This window comes from Pedobacter sp. 01T416_2 (assembly GCF_056398925.1).
In genome coordinates, this window is sequence record NZ_JBFTQI010000004.1 from 1 (window position 1) to 25,318 (window position 25,318).

15 protein-coding genes are annotated in these 25,318 nt (G+C 39.7%); 2 read left to right on the forward strand and 13 right to left on the reverse strand.

Features of this window, described 5'->3' with window-relative positions:
* Positions 1–294: 294 nt before the first annotated feature.
* From AC1DPQ_RS00415 to AC1DPQ_RS00430, 4 genes are all read right to left on the reverse strand, one after another.
* Positions 295–543 carry a hypothetical protein gene (locus AC1DPQ_RS00415; RefSeq protein ID WP_477584746.1) on the reverse strand — a complete coding sequence of 83 codons (249 nt, stop codon included), beginning with the start codon at positions 541–543 and terminating at the stop codon, positions 295–297.
* 388 nt (positions 544–931) lie between these two features.
* On the reverse strand, positions 932–1,981 hold the full coding sequence (locus tag AC1DPQ_RS00420) for a hypothetical protein (RefSeq protein WP_477607462.1): 1,050 nt from the start codon (positions 1,979–1,981) through the stop codon (positions 932–934).
* A gap of 265 nt (positions 1,982–2,246) precedes the next feature.
* Positions 2,247–2,609 carry a response regulator transcription factor gene (locus tag AC1DPQ_RS00425; RefSeq protein WP_477584744.1) on the reverse strand — a complete coding sequence of 121 codons (363 nt, stop codon included), beginning with the start codon at positions 2,607–2,609 and terminating at the stop codon, positions 2,247–2,249.
* A 466-nt stretch (positions 2,610–3,075) separates the two neighbouring features.
* Complete coding sequence (locus AC1DPQ_RS00430) at positions 3,076–7,155, reverse strand: hybrid sensor histidine kinase/response regulator transcription factor (protein WP_477607464.1); 4,080 nt, start codon at positions 7,153–7,155, stop codon at positions 3,076–3,078.
* Between the two features lie 621 nt (positions 7,156–7,776).
* On the opposite strand from AC1DPQ_RS00430, the gene AC1DPQ_RS00435 reads away from it, so the two are divergent.
* Both AC1DPQ_RS00435 and AC1DPQ_RS00440 read left to right on the forward strand, forming a co-directional pair.
* Complete coding sequence (locus AC1DPQ_RS00435) at positions 7,777–9,087, forward strand: M12 family metallopeptidase (RefSeq protein WP_477607466.1); 1,311 nt, start codon at positions 7,777–7,779, stop codon at positions 9,085–9,087.
* Positions 9,088–9,156: 69 nt separating this feature from the next.
* On the forward strand, positions 9,157–10,041 hold the full coding sequence (locus AC1DPQ_RS00440) for an outer membrane beta-barrel protein (protein WP_477607468.1): 885 nt from the start codon (positions 9,157–9,159) through the stop codon (positions 10,039–10,041).
* Between the two features lie 729 nt (positions 10,042–10,770).
* Here the strand turns inward: AC1DPQ_RS00440 and AC1DPQ_RS00445 are convergent.
* From AC1DPQ_RS00445 to AC1DPQ_RS00485, 9 genes are all read right to left on the reverse strand, one after another.
* Complete coding sequence (locus AC1DPQ_RS00445; RefSeq protein ID WP_477583760.1) at positions 10,771–11,775, reverse strand: NHL repeat-containing protein; 1,005 nt, start codon at positions 11,773–11,775, stop codon at positions 10,771–10,773.
* 14 nt (positions 11,776–11,789) lie between these two features.
* Positions 11,790–13,019 (reverse strand): hypothetical protein, encoded by a 1,230-nt coding sequence (locus AC1DPQ_RS00450; RefSeq protein WP_477607469.1) that lies wholly within the window; start codon positions 13,017–13,019, stop codon positions 11,790–11,792.
* Positions 13,020–13,689: 670 nt separating this feature from the next.
* Entirely contained in the window at positions 13,690–15,351 is a 1,662-nt protein-coding gene (gene pafA, locus AC1DPQ_RS00455) for an alkaline phosphatase PafA (protein ID WP_477607471.1), read from the reverse strand.
* A gap of 211 nt (positions 15,352–15,562) precedes the next feature.
* Positions 15,563–16,129 carry a gluconate 2-dehydrogenase subunit 3 family protein gene (locus AC1DPQ_RS00460; protein ID WP_477583766.1) on the reverse strand — a complete coding sequence of 189 codons (567 nt, stop codon included), beginning with the start codon at positions 16,127–16,129 and terminating at the stop codon, positions 15,563–15,565.
* A gap of 17 nt (positions 16,130–16,146) precedes the next feature.
* On the reverse strand, positions 16,147–17,832 hold the full coding sequence (locus AC1DPQ_RS00465) for a GMC oxidoreductase (RefSeq protein WP_477583768.1): 1,686 nt from the start codon (positions 17,830–17,832) through the stop codon (positions 16,147–16,149).
* Positions 17,833–17,867: 35 nt separating this feature from the next.
* Positions 17,868–19,292, reverse strand: a complete 1,425-nt coding sequence (locus AC1DPQ_RS00470) for an alpha-L-fucosidase (RefSeq protein WP_477583770.1) — start codon at positions 19,290–19,292, stop codon at positions 17,868–17,870.
* A gap of 119 nt (positions 19,293–19,411) precedes the next feature.
* Positions 19,412–21,679, reverse strand: a complete 2,268-nt coding sequence (locus AC1DPQ_RS00475) for a ComEC/Rec2 family competence protein (RefSeq protein ID WP_477607473.1) — start codon at positions 21,677–21,679, stop codon at positions 19,412–19,414.
* A gap of 53 nt (positions 21,680–21,732) precedes the next feature.
* A complete protein-coding gene (locus tag AC1DPQ_RS00480) occupies positions 21,733–23,283 on the reverse strand; it encodes a beta-N-acetylhexosaminidase (protein WP_477607475.1) in 1,551 nt (516 codons plus the stop codon).
* 190 nt (positions 23,284–23,473) lie between these two features.
* On the reverse strand, positions 23,474–25,249 hold the full coding sequence (locus AC1DPQ_RS00485; protein WP_477607477.1) for a RagB/SusD family nutrient uptake outer membrane protein: 1,776 nt from the start codon (positions 25,247–25,249) through the stop codon (positions 23,474–23,476).
* Between the last annotated feature and the right edge of the window lie 69 nt (positions 25,250–25,318).

Below are 25,318 nucleotides of genomic sequence, written 5' to 3' on the forward strand. Positions count from 1 at the left end.
GCGCATAACATGGCGAGTGATAAAAATTTTGTGTTTTTCATGTTTAATTTAGTTTAGGTTAATTGTATTGATCAGATGAGTTTAATGTATAAACATTTATATGTGATTTAAATAATTAGTACGTTTTCGATAATATCCTTATTCTGTTTGCCATTTATTTTTTGGCCAGTCGTTCTATCGATATTTTTAATTGATTTTTCCCTTTTTGATTTAAAAATTTCTTCCTGGACTAAAAATATTAGTTCAGTTTTCTCTACCATCCCTAAGACCCTGGCTTTCTTAAGCGTTATACAACTAGTTTTCGCCGTAAAGAAGTGATATTTTGGAAGCTCGAAGTCCATCATCTGAGGGTACAATACAAAAAGAAATATCCGCTCTCACATGAATAGTTTCCACGCATTCAAGTGCATCAAAAGCAATATCCTGTCCGTTGTCATCAATAATTATCCCCTGATGTTCTTCGATCATGACAACCTGTCCTTGTCTGATTGCATGGGGCTTATCGAAAAATAAAAAGTCTGAGGAAGTAGCATAAAGTTTCATTTAAGTATTTGTTTTTAAGGAGACTGTCAAACACATAACCTTTCATGTGCACTGGATAGACCATCTCTATATTTGTGAAAAGTGAAAATTAAAAGTTGATTCCTATACCAGATCTGGCAACTGGTTACTAGTCTGAGCTTTCAAAAAAGTTAGGGAACGCCCCCTGGCGAACCCTAAATCAACGGAAAAATCTCCGGTAGTATCCCTGCTACCGGTTTACCTTACAGCTACATCAACGCGGTTGATAGATGCTGTATATTATTGCTGATACTTTTATCAGCATCATTTTTCAAAGTTTTTATATGCAGTTTAACAACTAAGCCCACAGCGTATATCTTTATTGCATTAAACCTTCGCATCCTACAGATGGGCTTCGAAAAATTTAAAATTATTTTTGAAAATCTGTCGCCCTGTAATAGTTGTCAGTTCTGRCCGGAAACATCTTTTTGGCGAGCATCGCCTTATATACATTTCCCGTCGCCACAACCGCACCTCTATTTCCGGGATTTGAAGGATAGGTCATACTCGAGCTGTGTGAATAGCCGATCATGTGCCCCATTTCATGAACTGTAATAAAACAGACATCAACATTAAGATAATCTTTTAAAACATGGTCGGCTACTCCGAAAGTAGATCCGCCGCCAAGACCTGAAACATTTACTACCACCCCACAGCTGAAGTCAGGAATTTCGATCAACTTTTTTAGCGCTGTTTCCTTTTGTTCAGTTGTTAACAGCACATTATTATTATCTGTAATCGGTTCTGCAACAAAAACAGACTTTGTTGTATCTGCCTGCAATAAATAAGCCATATTAATGATCAGACCTGAGAATCTCCTGACATCCCTAGCATCAATATTTTCTTTCCAGTTATTTGTAGGGTCATCATTGGGATCAAAATCACTGTATTTGATTTTCCATTTCAATTTGGCCAGTGATTTGAGTTTTTTGATCAGCTCGGTATCTCCCGTAAAGTCGAAAGAAACCTTTGCAGTAGGTATTCCGCTTGTCTTATACTGCGACAGATCCACGTCACCACCTTCAGTATCCTGGAATTTTGTAGTTCCTTTTATAAAGGGATACTCGATTTCGGCTACAGCATGGGCCCTGATCTTTCCGATCTTAAACAGCTTGATGGGTTTAGGCTGTCCTTCAATTGTTACAACTATTGTTGCATCAATAATATCAACTGGGGCAAAATTGGCGACTTCTATGGTTGTTGCGGTAAGGGCTTTAACACGCAGTACCTTTCCGATTTCGTATGTCCGGGCCACCGAGGTTAGAAGGGCCATTGATTCTCCGTCCTGAAACATCAGATTGGAGTTCTCATTACTGTCGAAATTGTACTGAACCATTTTTACCGGTTCAGGTCCTGGCGGCATAACCTTCCTGCAACCAAAAGAGAAGATTACTAAAAATAAGAGGATGTTTTTTTTCATGGTAGAAAGTTTTTCATTAACTCTTATAGAAACTGAAATATATTAGTCCCATAGACTGCAAAAATGCAGTTATGAAAAAAGAGTTCGGAGTAAAATTTTCCGAATAAAGAGTAAAATCCTCCTTTTTTTAACAATAATTGCCATAATCTACGAATACCAGAAAAAACGATAATGATATTCGGTGCTGTTGTTCAACTATTTGGTTAAGATAATTCTCAACAGCTTAGATTCCTGTGGTAAGTCTAAACACCTTTGAAAGCAAAGACTATTTAATTACAATCCTGGCTTTTATCTTTTGAAGTAACTCATCGATATTAAATGGTTTAAATATAAAATCTACTGCACCATAGTCTGTATGCAGCACATCCAGTGCCGCATGCGCACTCATCAACAATACAGGTATGCCTGCTGTAGCGCTCGCCTCTTTTAGCTCCCGGCATATACACAGGCCATCTCCGTCGGGAAGCATAACATCCAACAAAAAAAGATCAGCATCATTATGGTTTGCAGACCGAAACTCCTTAATAGTCGGAAAACTCTGTACTTCATATGATTCCAGGTTCAATAGGATCTCAATAACATCTCTTATCCCTTCATCGTCTTCAAGGACATATATCTTCTTGTTCACGCGCTGATCTTTAATTGCCTGGTTCCCAATCTAAATTGTAAGTTAGGGTTCCAATATTGTTAACATCTGATTTTTCGGAGGACAAACTAAAACTCTTTTTTTCACGCAATGCGCAATACTTACTCCAGGAAGGATTAAAATTGATGTTCTCCATAAAATCGTAACAGATTAATTATAGTTGGTTTAACAGAATGTTTCATATTAAGTATTAACCAAAACAACTCAAACGAGTTGAAAACCTCGTATAAAATCCTCCCTTTAAAGAGTAAAATTTTCCTTTTTTATCTAGCAAGAAATCAAGATTAAAATAAAGCTGGCTAGGCTGTTGTCTTGACCAGAAATGGACGGCAACAAAAAATGAGGAAACTAAACCAAAAGTCCTTTTTCAATTAAGTTCGATCCGCATCTTTGTATGCTGTCTGCCTTTAGTAGAATCCGCAGACTGGACAACCTACGAATTTCCCCGTTAGGTACTTTGACGGAGGTACTGATATGGTGAGACATTATAAAATTTACGGAACTCCTTACTAAAATATTTAGGGTCGCTAAACCCAACCATATGTGTTACCTCAGCTGGGGTATACTCCCCGCCTTGGAGCAACAGTGCTGCACGTTTAAGGCGTTGGATTTTAACAAAATCCGTTAGTGAAACATCAGTGAGCGCCTTGATTTTTTTATAAAGGACAGATTTGCTCATTCCGATCTCTAAGGTCAGCTGCGTCAGATCAAACTCTGGATTATCCAGATTTTTCTCAACAGCAGCTATAATCTTACCCAACAATTCTTCATCTCTCGATGAAGGGTTGCTTACCGGTCCTAAAAAGAGCTGCTTGCTAAGCTTAGCCTGAAGAGCCGCTCTCAGCGCCAGCATATTTTGTATATTGAGCTGTAAGACCTGATCGCTGAAAGGCTTTGTGATATAGGCATCAGCGCCATTCTGAAGGCCACCTACCTGGTGGATATTGGCGGCGCGGGCAGTTAGCAGAATAACCGGGATATGTGAAGTCCTGTTATCGGTCTTCAATTTCCTACAGAATTCAAGACCATCCATAACAGGCATCATTACATCACTGATAATCAGATCCGGAATGATCCGAACTGCTGCTTCCCAGCCTTCTGCACCATTGTGACAAGCTACTGTAAAATATTTCTTATCAAGTAATCCCTGGATAAAGTCCCTTAGCTCTTCATTATCTTCTACGATTAGAACAGTATGGGTTTTATCAACCGGTACAGCTCCGCTCAGATAATTATCCGACATTTCGATGACAGGAAGGGATAGATAAGAAGGATCCTGTGCCGTCCTGTTGCTTATATTTTTATCCAACAAAAGCTCATTGGTTAAATGAGCGCTGCCTAAGGGAAGTTTTACCTTAAATGAGGTTCTAAAGCGACCGTTCTCTATAGCTATAGACTCAGTATCGATATGCCCATGGTGGCGCTCAACGATACTTTTCGAAAGTGCAAGCCCAATACCCGTCCCTATTGTATAACGCCCAGGTTCGTTAACCTGATAAAAATTATCGAATATCTTATCCAGATTTTCCTGATTAATACCCTCTCCGTCATTGGAAACTATAACCTCAATCTGGTTGCACGGTAAGTTCTTTTGAATTAGAAAGTGAATGGTGTCACCTTCATCTGAAAATTTGAATGCGTTTGATAGTAAATTAAAAAATACCTTTTCAAGCTGATCCTTATCGAAATATGCCAAAATCTCCTCTTCACTGGATTTGAAAGCGTAATTTATGCATTTTTTTTCGGCAAGATTTTGGAAAGACTGAAAAATATCACCCGCAAATTTTACGATATTCTGCTCAAAAAAATAAAGGGGCTGCTTATCAGATTCCACTTTTCTGAAGTCCAAAAGTTCGGTAACTAATCTGAACAATCTATCTGTATTATGCTTAACGATCTGTAAAGATTTATTGATCACCTCATTTTCACGGGTAAGATCGATGAGCTTTTCAATCGGACCGATGATAAGCGTCAAAGGCGTCCGGATCTCATGTGAAACATTCGTAAAAAAGTCAAGTTTCATCTGATATAAGGACTGTTGTTGTTCTGCTTCCAGATGTTTCAGGAAAAGATCACGTTCAAGTTTCTCTCTGTTCTTAAAAAATCGATATATATAATAAGAACCGGAAAAGAACGTTAATCCGTAAATCATATAAGCCCACCAGGTTTTCCATAAAGGTGGCAGGATATTAATGGTCATTTTAGCTGGTTTTGAGCTCCATAGTCCATCATTATTTGAGCCGTTAACCAAAAAAGTATACTTTCCAGGGCGGAGATTCGTATAGGATGCAGATGGCGTTCCAACCTCTTTCCAGTTTTTATCAAATCCTTCCAGTTTATATTTATACCGGTTTTTTGTCGGTTTAATATAGTTTAAAGCTGCAAATCCAATTGCAAATATATTTTGATCAGCTGACAGCGTTATTTCATCTGTCAGATCAATTGCCTTTTTTAACAAACTATCCGGTCCTTTTATCTGAATAGGCTTGTCCAAAACTTTTAATGAGGTGAAGATAAGATGGGGTTTAAAGCTATTCATACTAATCCGTTCCGGATAAAAACCGATCAGTCCCTTATACCCGCCAAAAAACAGCTGCCCAGCCGAGTCCTTAAAACCAGATCCGATATTAAAAACATTCCCAGGGAGTTCGTCATTTGTATTATATACCCTAAAAGTCCAATGCAGCTTGTCAAATTTAACCAATCCGCGCTCTGTACTCAGCCATAAAAAGCCATAATTATCTTCAAATATTGACAATACATTACTTGCAGGTAATCCATCTTTTTCGGAAAACGTCCTAAAATCTTTTTTTGCGGGATTATAAACACTCAGTCCGCTATGATCTGTTCCGATCCAGATTGCACCTGTTTTATCTTCATAAAAACAATTAACTGAGCTATTAACAAGCCCGAGGCCTTTTCCCCAAATGAATGATTTAAAACTGTTGGAAACACTGTTCCATAAGTGTACATTGTCGTCTGAACCGATCCATATATTGTGTTTTGAATCTTCAAACAATGCCGTGATCAGTTCTTTTTTCTTGATCTCCTTAGTACAAACAAGTTTAAATTTATTTGACCTGGGATCAAATAGATTCAAGCCCATAGAGGTTCCTATCCAAAGCTGTCCTTTATTATCCTCAATTACACAGTTCACATTATCATGGCTCAATGACATCGGATCACCATCCAGATGGCGATAATGGATAAAATCATTTGTTGCTGGCCTGAAGAGGTTCAAGCCCCCCTGATAATTGCCCACCCATACTCTTTGTAATCTATCCACCAGAATTCTCTTGATTCCATTAGAAGATATACTATTTGGAGACTTGTCAATATGCTTAAATATAGAAACGCGGCCTGTTTTTTTATTCAAATAATTTAGTCCGTCATTTGTGCCTACCCATAGATTGTTAAGCTTATCTCCAGCAATCGCACTGATTACATTATTATTGATGCTGCTTCTATATTTATCATTCTGATATACCTGAAACGGGGTTGTGATGGTATGAGCTACATCTACGCCACCAAAGTAAGTACCTATCCAGATTGAGCCGCAATTATCTTCGTAAACATCGAATACCGAATTTTCACCCAGGCTTAGCGGATTGGAAGAATCGTGCAGATAGGTTTCAAACCTCATCCTTTCCGTATCGAGCAAAGATATCCCTTCTTGTGTACCGATCCACAATTGTCCTTTTTTGTCCACCGTCATTTTACGGATATCATCAATTCCAGGTGTATTTAGGCTATTTTCGGATCGGGAATAGTGCTTAAAAGAATTTCCCTGCCTATTGTAGAGATTAAGACCGTTATGTTTGGTACCTATCCATAATCTATTTTTTTTATCCTCAGCTATTGCGGTTATTACGTTGCTGCTAACACTACTGGGATCAGCAGAGTGAATAAAAAGGTCATAGCGGTATCGTCCATTTAAATTTTCAAGTCGTACCAGACCACGGTTTGTACCTATCCAAATGTGACCGAAGTGATCCTGAAAGATTGTCATGACCTGATATGGCCCTTTTATCGGAAGCTCAAATGTTTTGAATCTATTGTGAAATTTGTCGGTCGAATATAATAATCCATTATCAGTTCCTAACCAGAGCGTGCCGTTACGATCTTTATAAAGGTAATTCGCTCGGTTCACATCTGAAAGAACATGAACGAACGTTTCGTTCTTAGGATCGTACTTATCCAAACTGCTCAAAGATCCAACCCACATTACCTTATTATCGTCCACTGCCAAAGTGGTTATATAGTTATTCGAGACGATATTTTTCTTAAGTAAGGCATTATTTTTGAAGAGCCTTATATTCTGTCCATCATATCTGTTTAGTCCGTATGTAGTCCCAAACCACATAAAGCCCTGTGGATCTTTGATAATTRCCAATACTGAATTCTGGGAAAGTCCATCTTCGATGGTTAGGTGGTTAAAAGTATAAGGTGTCTGTGCATGACTATATTCAGCTAAAAAGCATAACAGTAATACGTAAAAAAAATGTTTGGTCTCGTTAATTTTGAACATCTGGATTGCGCTCCCCGGGATGGGTCAATATTTGTAACAAAAATATATAAACTTCTAATAAAAATGTCACTTTTTCTTTACATTAAAAAATATAATTTAATTAAAATTCAGATAGGCATTTAAATTGTTTGGAAAAGTACTAACAGCATACAGCTTGAAACTGAGCATAAACATCTAGTCGAGTGTCAGTAGATCAAACGCCCTTATGCAGCAACCTGACTAAGATTTAGTCGGATAATTGCTCGTCTTTTAACCTCTCTAACTCGTGTTTTAAATAGAATTTTCTATTAAATCCTACCTCACCCTTCTTATAAAGAAAAGGAAGATTTTCCTCTTTAAAGAGAAGATTTTGCTCCACCTAGTCTACTCGTTTTTGTTCTTTTGTTTAACAATTTGATACATATGTAGAAACATTCGAACAATTAATGATAATTGTCATCCTAGGCCAAGTCAGGCTTTCTGGTAAAACTGAATATAGCTTATGGATACGACAGTTAATTATTTTATTAGTTATCTCATTCACTACAGCGGAATACAGTTAAAGGCCTAAATACTTCCAAATATCTATTTTTTCAGAAAAGAGTACCAAATAACAATATCCTAAAACCTAATCATTTTCTTATGAAATCATTTTTAAAAGCCCTTATGGCGCTGCTCGTAGTAACCTCGTTTTATGCCTGCAAGAAGGACATCGAGACTACAGACCCCTTACAGAACGACGCGATCAGTTCAATCAAAAAGGGCGACTCCACCATCCACAAACTGGTTGTCGACGGAAGGACCAACCACGTGGTTGAAGTCAACGGAACCTATTATTATGCTGATGATATTATCCTGAGCAAAGAACAATTCAATACCCTGAAAAAACTGACAAGCAGCCTTTCTACCCAGGAAAGGGCAACCATTGCACAGGACTTTTCTGCAACATGGCCAGGTGCTACAGTTTATTATCAATATCCTGATATTACCACCATGACAGCGGCCCAGCACAGTTCGTTTGTTGCCACTATAAACAGCGCGTTTAATAACCTGACCAACGCTACCGGCATCCGCTTCGTAGAGCGGACCACTCAGCCCGAGTATATAACGTTTGTAAAATCAGGTGGCAATAATTCACCGCTTGGCTGGAGAAAAAATGGAGTAAACACGGTTAATCTTTATAACTACAACATGGTTGGGATAGTAATGCACGAAGTGATGCACTCTCTTGGCGTTATGCATGAGCAGTGCAGGCCCGACAGAGATCAGTATGTGATCGTAGATGTATCAAGGGTTACAGCTGGATATGAACATAACTATAACATATTTCCAACTTATGCCGGCCATGGCCCTTTCGACTTCCAGTCTGTTATGCTTTACGACTCCTGGGGTTTTGCCAAAGACCGTAACCTACCACCTATGACCAAGTTAGATGGTTCTACATTTAACAGTCAAAGGGCAGCTCTATCTGAGGGAGACATTGCTGGCCTAAAAAGCTTATACTTTCCGGCCGATGTTAACGGTATTTACAGGATTACCCCGGTTTATGTCAGTACGAAATCCCTTGACATTTATGGAGGCAACCCGGCTGACGGAACAAGGCTGATCATATGGCCTTCGCATTCAAATAATAACCAAAAATTTGTATTCAGGAAGGATGTGCACGGTTATTATCAGATCAAATCGCTCTTGGATACCAACAAGGTACTGACTGTACGTGATGCCGCTACAGCCAGTGGGACAATCGTCGAATTCAGGACAAGTGCAAATGCTGAAAACCAAAAATTCAAGCTCTATAACAGGGGTAATGAAGGGTTCAGCTTTGCACCAAAACATGCCCCTGGATTGAGGATGGAGGTAAGCGGTGGCGGTACAGCCAACTCGACTAACATCGTTGTAGGTACTTCCAGTACGACCAGTCAGGCACAAAGGTTTAACCTGACCCGATTTTAAGCTATATTAGCCTATCCCCCATATAGTTGGGTACTTGCTATATGGGGGATTTTATCTAAAAATCCGATTTTGAAAAACATATTCCTAACGATAATTTTCTGCTCCATCGCTATTGCGGCTTTCTCCCAGAACCAAAAGTTCAATGTTTCTATAGGCACCGGCCTGTTTAACGAAGATTTTAACTGGTCTATTGCCGGGAATCTTGACGGGAAAGCGCCAAACATCCTTTCTGAACTGGTATGGGGAAATTTAAAAGGGCCGCAGTATAGCATTAGTGCGGATTATGCCTTAACACCCAGAATCGCTGTCAATGCTGACTTTTTATATGGAAAAATTAACGGCGGGGCCGCCAACGATGCCGATTATCTGGAAGATAACAGAAAGGAATCTGTATTTGATGAAACCTTTATCAGCAACAAGGGAAATGTTCAGCACCTTAGTCTGAACCTGGTTTTGAAAAAAGAGTTAAGTGATCAATTGCTGTTAAATGTCTTGATCGGTTACGATAACCTGGTACAGGAACTTTACCTGCTGGAAGACCCAAACAATCCGGTAACTGAAGGCTTAAACTCTTATTACAAGAACCATTGGAATGGACTGCAGTTGGGCTTAAACTTAAAGTACCAGATAAGAAAATTTTCCATATCGGGAAAAATCAGGAGCGGATATTATAAATATTATGCCAGCGCAAACTGGAACCTGATCCCTGACTTTAAAAAGCCCATAAGCTTTGAACAAAAGGCATTGGCCTATAAGTATGAGGGCAGCTTACGCCTGGCTTATTCAATAACCAGGTATCTGGAAGTTAACGGTACTTTGAATATGACTTACGGGGCCAGTTTTGCTGGAAAAGATTATGCTTATTTTACCGATGATACCACTGCAGCCACAAAATTTAACGGTGCTGAGCTAAAAAGCAGATATGCCCAATTGGGGTTAAACCTGATATTTTAACAATGATATTACTGCTCATCATAAGTGTGATATCTATTATTCCTTTTTTTAACAAGGTTGTTCCGAGCGGTTTAAAGCATTTGTTATAACAACATCCCCGGGTTGGTCTTGTATAGTACAACCATTTATTAATCGCTTCTTATTTTGATAACTTCATATTTCATGAGCCCATCATGCCTAATGGTTGATGCCACTAAGGTTACAAATAATTTCAAAATAGAGAGAGGTGATCCGGTAAAGAAATTTAATTTATGGCAAAATATTGTATATCCTTAAAATTTTAAATGAGCTGTCTTTACCAAAAACAAAATTATCTTCTTGGTAAAGGATTTTCGGAACTCCGCCTGATTGTCGGATTTCATCTCGTATAATCATTCCATAGGTACCATTTAAAGGTTTTTACGGCTGAAAGATAACTCCTCTGTCCCCAAAAGACAACACATTTATCCTGCTAAAAAGTGGGGCAGACAATATTGGAGCAATTGGTCAGGTTTTGAAGACCGTTCTTTTAACTTAATATTTTTCCCGTGCTATTTTTACTATATTTTTTTGAATTCCTTGCAATTATTTTCTCATAATCATCAACGAAAGTATTCGATATTCATACTATCAAAATTATTAACACCCTGTCACCGAAATAGTGGCAGGATGCTCTTATCTTATGTTTCGATTTAGTTAAAAGTCCCGGGCTAATGCAAAATTATGTTTTCAAAATGGCTATAATGCCGTTTATTTTTGCTCCGCTATTGTTGACTTATTAAGTTTAATAACCCTTATTTCTTTATTGGTGTTATCTGCCAAAAAAATGCGATCATCGAGTTGTGCGATACTGACAATATTTCCAAACGGATTTGCACCCATAATATCAGATACATTTATTCTTGGACCGTAGACTTTATTGATAAATTCTTCCTTTGGATAAATACGGAGTGAATTTAAATTTCCGGTATTTTCCGAAGTGATCGCCCATTCGGCACCAAATGTAACAGCAATTGGTTTTGCCGCCGTAAAAGGAATTGTAGCGGGGCTTATCGGTGTCGTGAGTGATTTTGCTGCATTCGTCCGAATATCCGAAAGGCTGTAATATAAATAGCCCTTTGCATCTCTTCCTGCCACAATTAGATTTCCCGAGGCTACTTCCATAGAATAGATTTCATCGAATCCGTTTAACGTGTTTAATTTAGCAATAGGCAGCAAATTCCAATTGCTCGTTTCGGTAATTTGGGATATTTCAAAAACCTTAACAGTCTTTTCCTTTTCTTTGACAAATAGAAGTCCGTCTTTTGCCGCAAGACCAAAGACGTGCACAAAAGTTTGCCACCATTGTCCATTTCCAATCGTATTTATACCGAGGTTTGTGTTTTCATCGATTACAAAAACTCTCGATTCAACGCTTCCCAGGTATATACGGCCATTGTCTATGCACACGGATGAAAGCGCGGTTAACGGAATTGTGGTCGATCCCTTGGTATAATTCTTAATGGTCTTTATGTAGGCCAGGGTTTTTGCATTAAAAATTTCGAGTACATTCCCATTACAGATGTAGAGTTTATCATTTGCTACAGCTATTCCTTTGGGGTCCAAAGCTCCTGTTCCATCCCCGATTTGCTTTGCAGTGATTCTGGCTTCATCGGTAGGATAGTAATAATTATAATTTGTTGGGGCAATAGTCAGGCTCTTTTTGCAGCTTGTTAGGATGCAAAACAGTAGGATAAAAAAAACGATCTTATGCATCTTGATATATTTTATTAATTCCATTTTCCTTCTCCTTTATATTTTAATAAGAAAGGGTTTTTCGGGTTAATCTTAAAAACCGGTTTTTGATAGGTTTCTGCAAGATATTGTGTTTTTGTCCATCCTCTTAGGATCTCAGGATCGGTGAACGGAAGGTCATTTAGGTATATTAAGTATTTATAAAAATCGGTTAACATTCCTTGTTGTCCACCACCTTCTCCACTATTGCATAAATTACTGTCATGACTAAAGCCTGAGTGATGAGAATACTCGTGTGACCAAACCGACATTTCGCCTTTCCAGTGCCCTGTTACGTAATCAGATTCCCATTGAGAAGCTAACTCACCTCCTCCTAAAGCAGAGCCACCAGTTACCCTTGCCATATAAAGTGTTCGGCTATCAAGATAGTCGAGGTATTTTTTCTCAATTTCGGCCTTTGAAAAGTAATCATAAACCCCATTTTCATCCTTGGYATTCCCATGCCAATTGATCGCTCCGGGAACAGCAGTTCCGGCTAAAGCCGCCTGCTCTTGTTTGTATCTATCGAAATTAACAAAGGTGTCATAATAAATTGGATGGCTTAATGCATAAGAATAGTTTATGATCATTGTAATAGCCTCTTTTGCCAAAACAGGATTCATTGGTAAAAACTTGTTAGGTTCATTCAAATGATATCCATCATGAAACTGAACCAATTCGGAGGACTTGATTTTTTTGAATTTAGCAAACAATGGATCACTTGATTCAACTGAAAACTCAATTGCCCCAGTAGAGAAACCATCAATTTTATCGATCGTAACAGGATTTCCCGTTTCCAATAGATAATCGTTTTTCCCTGCTACCATAGGGATTTGGTGAAACGAACGGTGAAATGCAGGAATTTTTGTAAAATGATAGATTAAGAACCGCTTATCATAGTTGCCTAATTTAGCATATATCTTCACATCGTTAAGTCCTACGGGAGAATAAAGAGATATTTGAACAGAATCTTTACCCTTTTGGATTACCTGTACCAATTGGTTTAGCCGAAACCAACGGTCCTTTTTATCATACATTCTTGAAGGGCTTTCGGCATCTTCAAACATGGTCATCGGCTTGTTGCTCTTTGGTAAATCCGTAGCATCAAGGCTTGGTAAATAGCGGGGGCTGTAAGGGATATGTGCTTCCTTTTTACAACCCAGAAGCATGAGAAGGGTCAAAATTATTAAATTGGCAAAAAACCATTTGGGAAGATTCGTTTTCATAGTGAGGGTGTTGGTGATTTTATTTTTATCAGTATTCTAATACATATTTTTTAAAAAATTACTTCTAGTGATTATATATTTTATTCATCAATGAACCCTCCACATCTTTTTTAGGTCTTATACCTAAGCCTGGTGGAAAGCCAGATTAGCAGTTGTTCTTCAACAATCAGCAAACAAGAGGAACAACTCCTTATCGTCAATAAAAAGGTATTTTGACTATAGGGTGTCCACCCGATCGTCATTGTTAACAACAACAAGCTTTTTGAACTATTGGAAAGCAGGTTAGAACAGTAAGGGTGAATTCGTAATTATTCATTCTTATCCTTGTTCTCAAGCAAAGGATTGTTAAACAACCCTAATCCACATTCATCAGCTAACCAAAAATATAGCTACCGATTAATTCTATAGTTTAAAATAACATCATAGTATTATTTTAAACGTCACATATGAAAGGTCTTCGTATAGAGAAATCAATATTGATTTACACTATTTGACCAAGAAAAAACACCCGGTTTCTACCGGGTCAAAAAAATGAGTTAACAGATCGCTTCTTACCTTACTAAAAGAAAGTGGCATTTAACGCCCCCTGAATATTTTTACTTAGTRTCCTTATACAGTTCAAAAACCAGGTCACCCACATATTAAGGTTACCTTTATTGTTTAGGGTAATCTATTGGCCTGTTAGCTCTGTAATAGGCTCACCAATGCAGCCACTTGGCATCTGAATATGAAGCATTGCTGCCACGGTAGCTGCTATATCAGTTATGTAATGGGTTTTATTGGTTTTTCCCTGTTTTACGTTCCATCCCATAAACATACATGGAATATGGGAGTCATAAGGATACCAGGCGCCGTGGGTCGTTCCTGTCTTACCGCCTTCAAAATAATTGGATTTCAATATATAATAGATATCACCACTTCTATGGGCATTGTACCCATTGGTGAGTGCTCTTTTTATCGGCTCGGGTAAGGTAGAACCGGCCAATTTACTAAGATCCAGGGCATCCATAACCTCCTCATGTTCTTTTAACCTTTCGACCGTCAAAGCTTTTATAGCTTCCAAACTAGCATTGGCCTCTTTAATTGCCCCATGATCGAAATAGATCTGACTATTTGTATAAGTGACAATCGCATTTTTAACCTGGAATTTCTGTTCAATTTCAGTATTCAGACCGGCCATAACAGGAACCTCATTGAACAATCCTCCGGGAAGTTTATTCTCCGTCATAAAGGCTGGAACGTGAGCGGCCCCGTGATCAGCAGATAAAAACACAAGATAATTTCCCTTTCCGATCTTAGCATCCAGATAGTTGAAAAACTGGGCCAACTCTTGGTCCAATCTAAGGTAAGTATCCTCAGCTTCTATTGAATTTGGCCCATATTGATGTCCAACATAGTCTGTTGAAGAGCAACTTACAGCAAGAAAATCCGTTTGACCTCTCTGTCCGAGATGTTCTGAATTTATAGCTATTTTAGCCAGTTCCAGCGTCATTGCATTCCCATATGGAGAACTTTTTATCCTGTCATAATCCTTTCCGATATACAATTTGAAAGGGTGGGGAAAAGTAACGGTTTGCTCTTCTTTTGATTTTCCTTCATATGTTTTGTTGTCAGCGGTACTCTGGTCATATGTTTCAATTGGATATAATGTATTCCAGTTTTTCTCAAAGTATTTATCTGCCATCTTCAATTTATTGTAATCCATTATCCATGATGGCAACTGGGTCATATAATGTGTACAGCTGATCCAATTGCCGGTTCCACCATCAAACCAGTATGCAGCGTTAGCAGCATGCCCCCCCGGTAAAATTGCACCTCTGTCTTTTAATGAGATACTAATTACCTTACTTTTAAAGTTTGTTGCCAGGCGAAGTTCATCGGTGACTGTTGTGACCAGTAAGTTTTTAGGGGACATTAAACCGGCTCCGGTACCACTGCCTACTGTTTTAACCGTAGTATCGCCGACACAATAAACTCCACGTTTTGATTCCCGGTCATACCATTCATTCCCAATGATACCATTAATGGCCGGAACCGAACCAGTGTAGATACTGGAGTGTCCACAGGCAGTATAGGTTGGCGTGTAAGGGATAAAGGTGTTTTCTGCAGAGAAGCCTTCATTTAGCATTCGCTTAAATCCGCCATCTGAATACCGGTTATAGTACCGGTAAAGATAATCCCACCTCATTTGGTCTACCACCAATCCAACTACCAATTTTGGTCTGTTTAGTATAGTGGAAGAAGCCTTTTTTACTATTGTCTTTTTTTGAGCGATAGACCCTGTATTGAATAGCGCTATGATAGCAAATAAAAGAATAATTCTTTTCGTCATTATTTATCTAATTTAAGGCAAGACCACAGAAGTATCCTAGGTAATACTATACAAACTGTCAGTTTTGTTGTTTTTTTAGTTAATTCTTTTGTTAGCTGAAATGGGTAGCCATTAAAGTTTACATGTGTTGGTAAAACGCTGGCTGTAAATTGGTTTGCCAGGGCGAGCAGAAAAGCAAACAAAGCGCGCTGATCTTACAGTCTAATCTGATCTAGGTGGCCCAGGCCTTGTCCCCTTTTTTGTAAGGAAGGCAACCTATATATTTCCCAGGTATCGGGATATAGCGTCGGGCCATTGTACAACCAACTTCTGAGGTAAAATACCCAAGTAACGTTAACTCTTTCATCATCTTGAAATAATGAGTCGGGGGTTGTATATCTTTATTCTTAGCTGTTTTATTTTGTTCCTGAATAATGGTTTTTAAGAATTCTGTTTTCTTACGAGCATCTAAATCTATGAAATTCACTCCATATTGTTCTTTACACTGCTCTTTCAATGTTGTCATTCCATCTACAAATATTTTCTGTTCTTCAGGATTATAACAATCGTTGACCATTACAGTCATGAATTTCCCTACTTGGGCAGCTTTAGCACCAGGGGTATTCGTTTCTGGAATAATAGTTTCTGCTACCTCATTAAGAAAAATTATATCTGCTGCGGTAAACAAATAGCTATTTTTTTTTGGATCTGATTTACATCCTGACAAAAAAAACTCTGCTCCGATAATGGTTCCGCCCAATATCAATGAAATTTTACCTATAGCTTCCCTTCTATCCATATTTTTGAATTGTTTCGTTATAAGTTACCATTTTTTATTTCTTGAACAGCATGATTAGCAGCTCTTGCTGCAAAAGCCATATACAGTATTGACGGACTTTGATTACCAGTACTTGTCATACAGGCTCCGTCAGTCACATACACATTCTTACACAAATGCAATTGGTTCCATTTATTCAACAATGAGGTTTCTGGATCATGACCCATACGGCAGCCGCCCATTTCATGAATATCCAAACCTGGAGCACGGTGACTATCGTTTTTTTGAATATCTTTTACCCCCACAGCACTTAACATTTCAGCGGATTGTTCTAAAAAATCAGCTACCATTTTTTCGTCATTATCGTCATAGCTTACAGACATAATAAGTTGAGGAATCCCCCATGCGTCTTTTTTGTCTTTGCTTAACCTTACATGATTGCTCTCTTTTGGAATCGTCTCACCCTGCATATACATTCCTGCAACCCATGAACCAGGTTCTGTTAATGTATTTTTTAAATCAGCTCCAATCACTCCATCAACATCTCCTGGCGTTGGTCTGGTTGAAAAAACAAAAGTCAAAAAGCCGCCTAAATAATCCGTATCCTGCTTATGCAAATTTCTATAATTAGCAATTATTGGATTAGTAGGATTACGACCATAATAATACTTATCTTCATATCCTTCTACCCTTCCAAAAACACTTGCCCGATAATTGTGAAAAGCAATATATTTACCTAACAACCCATTGTCATTACCTAGTCCATTTGGAAAACGGGATGATGTGGAGTTTAATAAGATAAGATTTGTGTTTAAGCAGGCTGCATTTAGGAATATAACTTTGGCATAAAACACCGTTTCTTGTTTTGTGTTGGCATCAATGACCTTCACTCCCACGGCTTTCCCTTTTTCTTCATCATAAATGATTGAATGAACCACTGAAAAAGGTCTGATGGTTAAATTCCCCGTTTTTTTTGCCCAAGGTAGGGTTGAAGAAACAGAACTGAAGTATCCGCCAAAAGGGCAGCCACGGTAACACAGATCTCTCGCCTGACATTGTCCTCGTCCTTGCTCCAAATGAATCGGTTCAGGTTTGGTCAAATGTGCCCAACGTGCATGTACCATGTGTCGGTCTTTGTAACGAGCGTTTATTTTCTTTTGAATATCGGATTCTACACAACTCATTTCAAACGGTGGCAGATAATCGCCATCAGGCATTGCTTCTAATCCATCCTTATTACCACAAATACCTGCGAATTTTTCTACATGGGAATACCATGGAGCAATATCATCATACCTGATTGGCCAGTCAACTGCGTATCCATAACGCTGAGGTGCTGAAAATTCAAAATCGCTCCAACGCTGACAGGCTCGCCCCCAGATAATAGATTTGCCACCAACCTGATACCCGCGTATCCAATCAAAGGGTTTTTCCTGTATGTAGGGATGCTCTTTATCTTTGACAAAAAAATGCTCGGTTGCCTCTCCATAAGCATAACACTTACTAACGATAGGATTCTCATCTAATGCCTTAAGTGGCATCTGTTGCCGGTGCGGAAACTCCCAGGGATCTTTTGTTGCAGTAGGGTAATCTTTAATATGTTCAATATTGCGACCTCTTTCTAAAACAAGCGTTTTCATGCCATTATCGCATAATTCCTTGGTAGCCCATCCGCCACTGATGCCTGACCCAATCACAATCGCATCATATGTATTATTTTCCATTTTTTTTCCGATAAAAAATTAACATTTCAAACATTTTAATTTTCGATGAGTCTTTCGTCAATCAGATAAGCTTCTATCTCGGAAATTCTGGTGCTGTTTTTTTGTTCAGTGATTGAAACTTCGATTTTATAAGCTTCGGCCGATGGAAAGCTGATTACCCTTTTACGACCAATTGTGGTACCGTTTATTTCTTTGATCAATCCACCTTGTTTATCCTTCAACTTAATTTGGAATTTTGCACACTGCTGGCCTTTTGATAAATCTTCCCTGAGCACGACGCAATTTATTTTTCGCTGCTTATCCAATTCAATGACCATTGTTTGCGAATGAGGCAAAGTGGTCGCACTGAAACTATCCGGTATCCCGTCATTTAATGTTTTGGTTATTTTTTTGCTGTTGTTCGATACGACATATCCCGTTCCTTTTTTTGCTAGATTATTTCTAAAGTTCTCCTCCAACAATTTCTTAAAACCAACTAATGCCACCGAATCATGCTCATTGAAAAGCCCTCTGCGGTCAGGTGGAATATTTAACAACAGGTCCGCTCCGCGGCCTACGCTTTTCAGATACAAATTAAAAAGTGTAGCAGGTGATTTTACCAAGGTATCTTCGCTACGGTGGTAGAACCAGCCTGGTCGGATGCTCACATCACATTCAGCGGTCATCCAGACTTTTCCATTTGCATTACCACTTTTCAGCGTGTCTGTCGGCGGAGCTCCTGCATCTCTTGCAAATCCCGCAGTATCTAATGTGTTCCAATTTGTTTCTCCACCTATTCCGTTTTCATTACCGACCCAACGGATATCCGGACCGATATCACTAAAAATCACGGTATTGGGAGAGATGCTTCTTACTAATTTTTCGAACCGCTGAAAATCATATACCTGTTTTTTACCATTAGGGCCTTCTCCGTTTGCACCGTCCCACCACAGTTCCCAAATGGGGCCATAGTTTGCAAAGATCTCCTTCGTCATGTTCACATACACATCATTGTACTTATCTGTACCATAATCGGGATGGTTTCTATCCCATGGAGAAAGATATACGCCGAATTTTAAACCATATTTTTTACAAGCGGTAGACAGCTCCTTCAATACGTCTCCTTTTCCATCTTTCCATTTGCTTTCCCTTACCGTGTGTGTACTGTATTTACTTGGCCACAGGCAAAATCCATCGTGATGTTTGGCCGTGATGATAATTCCCTTCGCTCCGCCTGCTTTGGCAACCCGGCACCATTGATCGCAGTCTAAGTTGGTCGGGTTAAATATATCTTCTTTCTCATCTCCAAGGCCCCATTCCAAACCGGTAAAGGTATTGGGACCAAAATGGGCAAAGAGGTAATATTCCATATCATGCCAATCTTTCTGCGCTTTTGACGCAACCGGCTGTTTATGCTGCAATGTTTGCGATTCCGCAAGCGAAAACGTAAAAACTAAAAGTATTGTGATGATTATTTTCATTGAAATTACTTTAACAAAAAATATGAAATCCCCCAGTGGGCTTAATTTGATTAGGCTACCTGGTAGCCGTTTTAGTACCAAAGAATAATTTTTTTCAACCATTTTTATATATAACTAAGTTAAAACCAAGTGTTGGCGGCACTCACCTGAATCCACTTCGTGCCGTCGTACTCGAAGTCGAATGTAGTCTTCTTTAAAGCCTTATTATTTGTATTCGAAATCCTATCCATATAGTATCCCGTCCATGAGGCTGCGGCTGGAAGGCTGTGCCCACCCGTAGCATCCTGGACAAAAATAATTCTGGATCGGGCGCCCTTATACCCACCCGGCATAGACGCCACCGAACTGATATTTCCGGTCATTGTCACCACCTTCGTTCGTCCTTTGTGTAGATTGGACGGCATATAGGAAGCCGCAAAAGAATCCGTGAACTGTGCATCGTCATCCGCATAAATCCACTTTGTATTCCAGCCTTTATCGGAAACCATCAATGTATAATTGTCGCTGTTGGTGAACGCTACGTTATCAATCAGGGTTCGGCCTACATTTGCACCGATGTCGACCATTTGCTCAGTGCCGGCATAGCCGGACATGGAGCCGCCAAAGAACTTGATGGCTGTTGTAGGATATCTACCTCCTCCTGGTGATGGTGATCTTAACTTAACCGTCGTGCGCAAGCCCTCTGCCTTCAGACCGAAGAATTCGTTGTCATGGGCGCCTGTAGAATCTACCTCAATTCCAGTACCGGTCCCGATACCTCCAACCGTCGAGCCGTCAATCATCACATTGTAGAACTTGTTGTTTTGTGCGTAGTTTGAAAGAAACAGGCCGCATCCTGAGTCGCCAGCCACATCAATATCGGCACCAAACACCGAGATGCCGAAGTTCCCCCCCAGCCAAAGCCCATAATGGCAATGAAAGGTGGTGATATCGTAGAGCACATGCCAGGCATTATCCCAATCAGGAGCATTGGTAGCTGTGAAAACCCAACCTTTATTGGCATTCACCACGCTGCAACGGTTCCATTGCGACTTGTTACAGTTTTTGACATACCAGCCAGTTGATTCTCCCGACCCATCGTACACATGGATCTTCGAAAAGGTTGGCCCCTGTTGTCCCTGCGTTGAAGGACTTATAGTAAAAGCATTATTCTTGCCCGTTACCTTGATATAAGTCCCATTATATTGATCGTGATTGCCTCCCATCCCTCCACCAGCGCCCTCAATATGCACGTCAAGACGGGAGGACAGGTCGATTCCATTCGCTCCAGAAATCTGATAGACATAAGGTCCCATTAACAGCGTACCGCCAAGCGGGACATCAGCGAGTGCCCTCATAATGGCCGAAGTGGCATCTCTCCCACCACCGGAGATTGTTCCGTCGGTCGGTGTTGCATACTTCTTGTCGTGAAGGTTAATCCATCCCGGAGGCAGGAAACCAGTGCTGGAGTGCTTACTTGGAACAATGCCAGGCAGCACATTAGGGTTGTTATTACGTTCGGTTTTTACCGTACACTTATTGCCATCGCAAACAACTTCAACAGTTCCATTCCAGCAGGTTGCATATACTTCGGAACCCACCTTGCTAAAAACTTCTCTCGCTTTTAAAGCAGGCTCTTCAGCTCCATTCAAACTACTGGCTACCAAAATTTTCGGTTTTACTACTTCTGCAAAAGGAAGGTATGAGTCATATCCGTGATGGGGAGCCGATAATACGGTTGCTTGTAAGTCTCTTGCGTTAAAATGTTTTAATAAGTATTCCTGCCCTGCCTGCGGGATGTCCCCTGTTAAAAGGAAGGTATTCTTCTTATATTTTATTCGGACTACCGCAGAGTTCACGTTGGCTTCATCTTCATCCTTAAGAAACCCTGGAGGAGGTGATAGTACTTCAACGTCTAAATATTTGTCCCAGCCAAGTTTATCTCCCTGCTTTATGCGCTGATATCTTCCTCCTTTGGCAATATATTCGCTTTTATAATCATCATACTCGGGCTCGCAGTTTATACATCCGGAATACCCAGTATCATATAATGCTTTAACCTTAAAACTGCCCATCAGATACTTTAAACCTCCAAAGTGGTCTTTATGAGGATGCGATATGATGATACCGTCAATAACTTTAATATTATTTCTTTTGAGAAACGGGGCTATCATATCCTTCCCCTCATCAAAATTCGCGTTGGGATATTGCCCCGGACCGGTGTCATACAGGTAGGTGCGGCCTTCTGGGGTCTGGATGACCACCGCAAGGCCCCAGCCTGTATTTTTTCCTTTGATCTCCAAAAAAGAGACGATGAGATTCTTGTTGCCCGCCTTTTGATATCCCATCCCGAAGCTGGACAGCCAGCATCCGAATAAGAGACACACGATAAAATAATTTCTTTTCATGGTTAAAAGTTTTTCAGTACAGCCCGGCTAGAACCAGCAGTCGGTACTTACCCTTATTGTGCATCTTTATTATACTTTATATCAAAAAAGTTAAGCCAGTAAATATGGCCAGCTTTACGTTTTGCAAAGTTGTCGAAGTTATTTACGGTTTGATCAGACCAGGCTCTTTCAGCCAGGGCCAATACGCGTGGGAACAGCTGGTAATCTATTTTTGATTCGGTACGGCAAATGTGTGACCAGAAATTGCCCTGGATGCCCAGATAATGTTTTTTCTCTTCGGGGCTGGCATCTGCAGGAATAGGTTCATAAGTATATACATTTTTGGTATTGGTTATCGAATAAAGCTCATCAAAATAAAGTGATGATGAAGGAGACATTACCACATCATATCCATCTTTCGTTGCTCTCATACCCGTTTCCTGATCACGCCACACCATAATTACCCAGTTTTTGTTGATTCCGCCCCCATCTAAAATCTCATCCCATGCTACCGGTCTCTTGTGATATTTCTCTACCTCGTTGCCTAATTGGCTCATAAAATAACTTTGCAGCTTTTCTTCGTCCTTTATATTATTGGTATGCATAGCGGCCTGACATTTAGGACATTCTTTCCACCGGTTTTTGGGCACTTCATCCCCTCCCAGGTGCGAATACGGTGATGGAAATAGTCCAGCCGTTTCTTTGACTACCTCATTAAGCAGTTTGTAACTATCGGGGTTCCCCGCGCAGAAAACATCCAAACCGCCACGATCAAAGAATGGGGCAATATCGTCTGTCTTACCAGTACAGGAAAGTTGAGGATAGGAATTCAGTGCGGCTGTACAATGTCCCGGGCTCTCTATTTCCGGAACAACCTGCACATGCCTGCGCTGCGCATATGCCACGATCTCTTTGATCTGCTGTTGGGTATAAAATCCTTCGAATTCTTTTGGTTCATTATATTTTTTATCGAAATAAGCCCCCTGCTTGGTTAACAACGGATATTTTTCTATTTCCAGGCGCCATCCCTGCTCATCAGTTAAATGCAGGTGAAGCGTATTTAACTTATAAAAGGACATTCTATCAATTGTCTTCTTTAAATATTCAGGTGCCATGAATGTCCTTGAACAATCAAGCATTAAGCCCCTCCAGCCAAACCGCGGCTTATCCTGGATTTCCACCAAAGGGAATTGCCAGTATTTATTATCCTTTGTTGGCTGGTTTAATAATTGCTGTAAGGTAACGCCGCCGTAAAAGATACCAGAGGCTTCAGACGCCGTAATCTTCACACCTTTATTACTGATCTGCAATCCATAGCTTCCATCACCTGAAGTAACACTTTTATCAAGTGTCAAAGTTATGATAGTGAAGATACTGGCGTTTTTGGGTGCATTCTGACCTACCTTTACATCAATGCCCGTCACCTTTTTTAGGTCCTGCGAAAGTAAATTTGCTTCTGCCGCGAGTTTACTGTCATACTGTATATACAGCCCAGAATTCACGGCAAGTTTCTCATCGCCCCTAAGATGCATACTTAATGGTTGTGGGATCACGGTAGGCTGTGCCTGTAAAACCATGTATCCGGCGAAAAGAAAGATAAGTGTCCACAAAGATTTTTTCATCATTTTGTCTTTTTAGAAGGTACTCAAAAACCTTATATTGTTTATTTCAATAATTAATGCTTTACGCACAGGGTTTAAATTAATAGTTTTATTTCATCTGCCATAAAAAGGCCGCCCTGTAAAAACAGGACGAGCCTTAGTTGATTGATCTTTGGGACGATCTAATTCGATTTATAAAGTCTTTAATTTCCGCTTACCACCCCGGATTATTAGGTCCTAGCTTAGGATTCAGTACCAATTGGTCACTCGGTAATGGCCACAGGTAATCTCTGCTAACTTTAAACTGGTAACCATTGGCCATTGAACCAATATTTTTGAAAGGTTCAATATATCCATTCGCATCTGTTGGATATTTGCTCAGTGTTTCAGGCGTAAACATTGTTGCCCATTGTGCTAATTTGGCTCCTTTCGGTTTCCAATTGGTAATTAAAATACCTCCTGCAGCCCAACGGTAGATGTCGTCGTGTCGGAAGCCTTCACAAGCCAATTCAACCCTTCTTTCTCTACGCACTTCATTGATTATTGGAGAAAGACTTGGGAACTTCCAGTTTGGATCTGTTGTAATTCCTCCGATTGACAAAGGAGTCATCCCCACCCGGTTGCGAAGTAAATTCACGCTCACATCAAGATCTGCCTGGGTAATGGCACCCAATTCAGCTTTTGCTTCTGCATAATTTAATAAGACCTCTGCAAACCTAAAGTAGATCAGCGCTTGGGTAGAATTTTCGACCTGCTGTAAAGCATCTGTATTATGGCCTTTATATAATTCATAACCTGTTGGAACATTGGCTGAATTGGTAAAATCAGGTCTTGCAAAAACTACATTTGCTGCGCCGTTCGCTCGGTTTGTGGTAATAGCGGTACCCGGTACAAATACAGTCTGTTGCAATCTAGGATCTCTATTAGCTACTACATTCGCCAAAGTATTATCCCCTTGATATTGTGTACTTGCGGCAATAGGCTTTCCATCTTTACAAAGGTAATCATCCACTAAACTTTTTGTTATTCCTCTTTGCAACGCAATAGGAACAAACAAGTACCATCTTTGAGACAAGCCCATGCTATTGTCAAACTTTCTCCAAAGCATTACCTCTTTACTGCTGCTATAATCAGTCTGGTTAAACAGTTTCCAATAACCATCAGTCATTYCCGCATTATCTAATTGATATCCATGAGGATTATCGATTAGTGCTTTAGCAACACTGGCGGCTTTTTGAAGATATTTTGTTCCGTCCTGACCTGAGACACCGAAAGGTGTTCCGGCATGATATTTTTCCCATGTTCCTTCATACAAAGCTACCCTTGACTGAAATAACATGGCAACTTCTTTGTTTATTCTGAAAGTCTCGCCGCTTCCATTTGAGGGCAGATATTCGATTGCCTTGTCCAGATCCTCTAAAATATGATCTACGATAACATTACGTGACTGTCTGCCTTGAAATAATTCCTGCGTGTCAAGATTGGTAAGTGGTTTATCAACCCAGGGCAGATTACCGAAATTTTTAAGCCTGTTAAAATAAAACAAAGCCCTAAAAAATAGCGTTTCACCTACATACGGCTTTACATTATCCCACTTATCTGTCACTTTTTGATAGTTGGCCATAAAATAGTTAATGGTCCTTAATTGTGCCCAATCCCATCCGCCTCCACTTGCGGGTACAACATTTTCACTGTTTAAAGTAGGATTATATGGAATTGAAATCATGTTATCACTACCTTGATCTGCGTCCTCACCATAATTACCTGCCTGATTATACCCGGAAAAAGAAGGAAGCAGTGTCGTGTTATAATTGGATGGTGCTCCAACCGGAGCATCGTAGTAACCATTGGCATATAATTTCAGATCATTGGCAGATTTCCAATACTCAGCATTACTGATGTTGGCTTTGGGCACTTGATCGAGAAAACCTTTTTTGCAGGATGCTGACACCAATACTATGGCTGCCAGTAATATTTTATTTATTTTCATTAGTCTTCAGTTTAAAAAGTAACATTCAATCCGAAAGAAAGCGTGCGCTGTAATGGGTAGATCTTACCT

Coding starts and splice junctions, on each gene's coding strand:
- AC1DPQ_RS00445 (WP_477583760.1), bottom strand. CDS start 11,775: ATGCATAAGATCGTTTTTTTTATCCTACTGTTTTGCATCCTAACAAGC.
- AC1DPQ_RS00435 (WP_477607466.1), top strand. CDS start 7,777: ATGAAATCATTTTTAAAAGCCCTTATGGCGCTGCTCGTAGTAACCTCG.
- AC1DPQ_RS00460 (WP_477583766.1), bottom strand. CDS start 16,129: ATGGATAGAAGGGAAGCTATAGGTAAAATTTCATTGATATTGGGCGGA.
- AC1DPQ_RS00415 (WP_477584746.1), bottom strand. CDS start 543: ATGAAACTTTATGCTACTTCCTCAGACTTTTTATTTTTCGATAAGCCC.
- AC1DPQ_RS00480 (WP_477607475.1), bottom strand. CDS start 23,283: ATGATGAAAAAATCTTTGTGGACACTTATCTTTCTTTTCGCCGGATAC.
- AC1DPQ_RS00475 (WP_477607473.1), bottom strand. CDS start 21,679: ATGAAAAGAAATTATTTTATCGTGTGTCTCTTATTCGGATGCTGGCTG.
- AC1DPQ_RS00470 (WP_477583770.1), bottom strand. CDS start 19,292: ATGAAAATAATCATCACAATACTTTTAGTTTTTACGTTTTCGCTTGCG.
- AC1DPQ_RS00465 (WP_477583768.1), bottom strand. CDS start 17,832: ATGGAAAATAATACATATGATGCGATTGTGATTGGGTCAGGCATCAGT.
- pafA (WP_477607471.1), bottom strand. CDS start 15,351: ATGACGAAAAGAATTATTCTTTTATTTGCTATCATAGCGCTATTCAAT.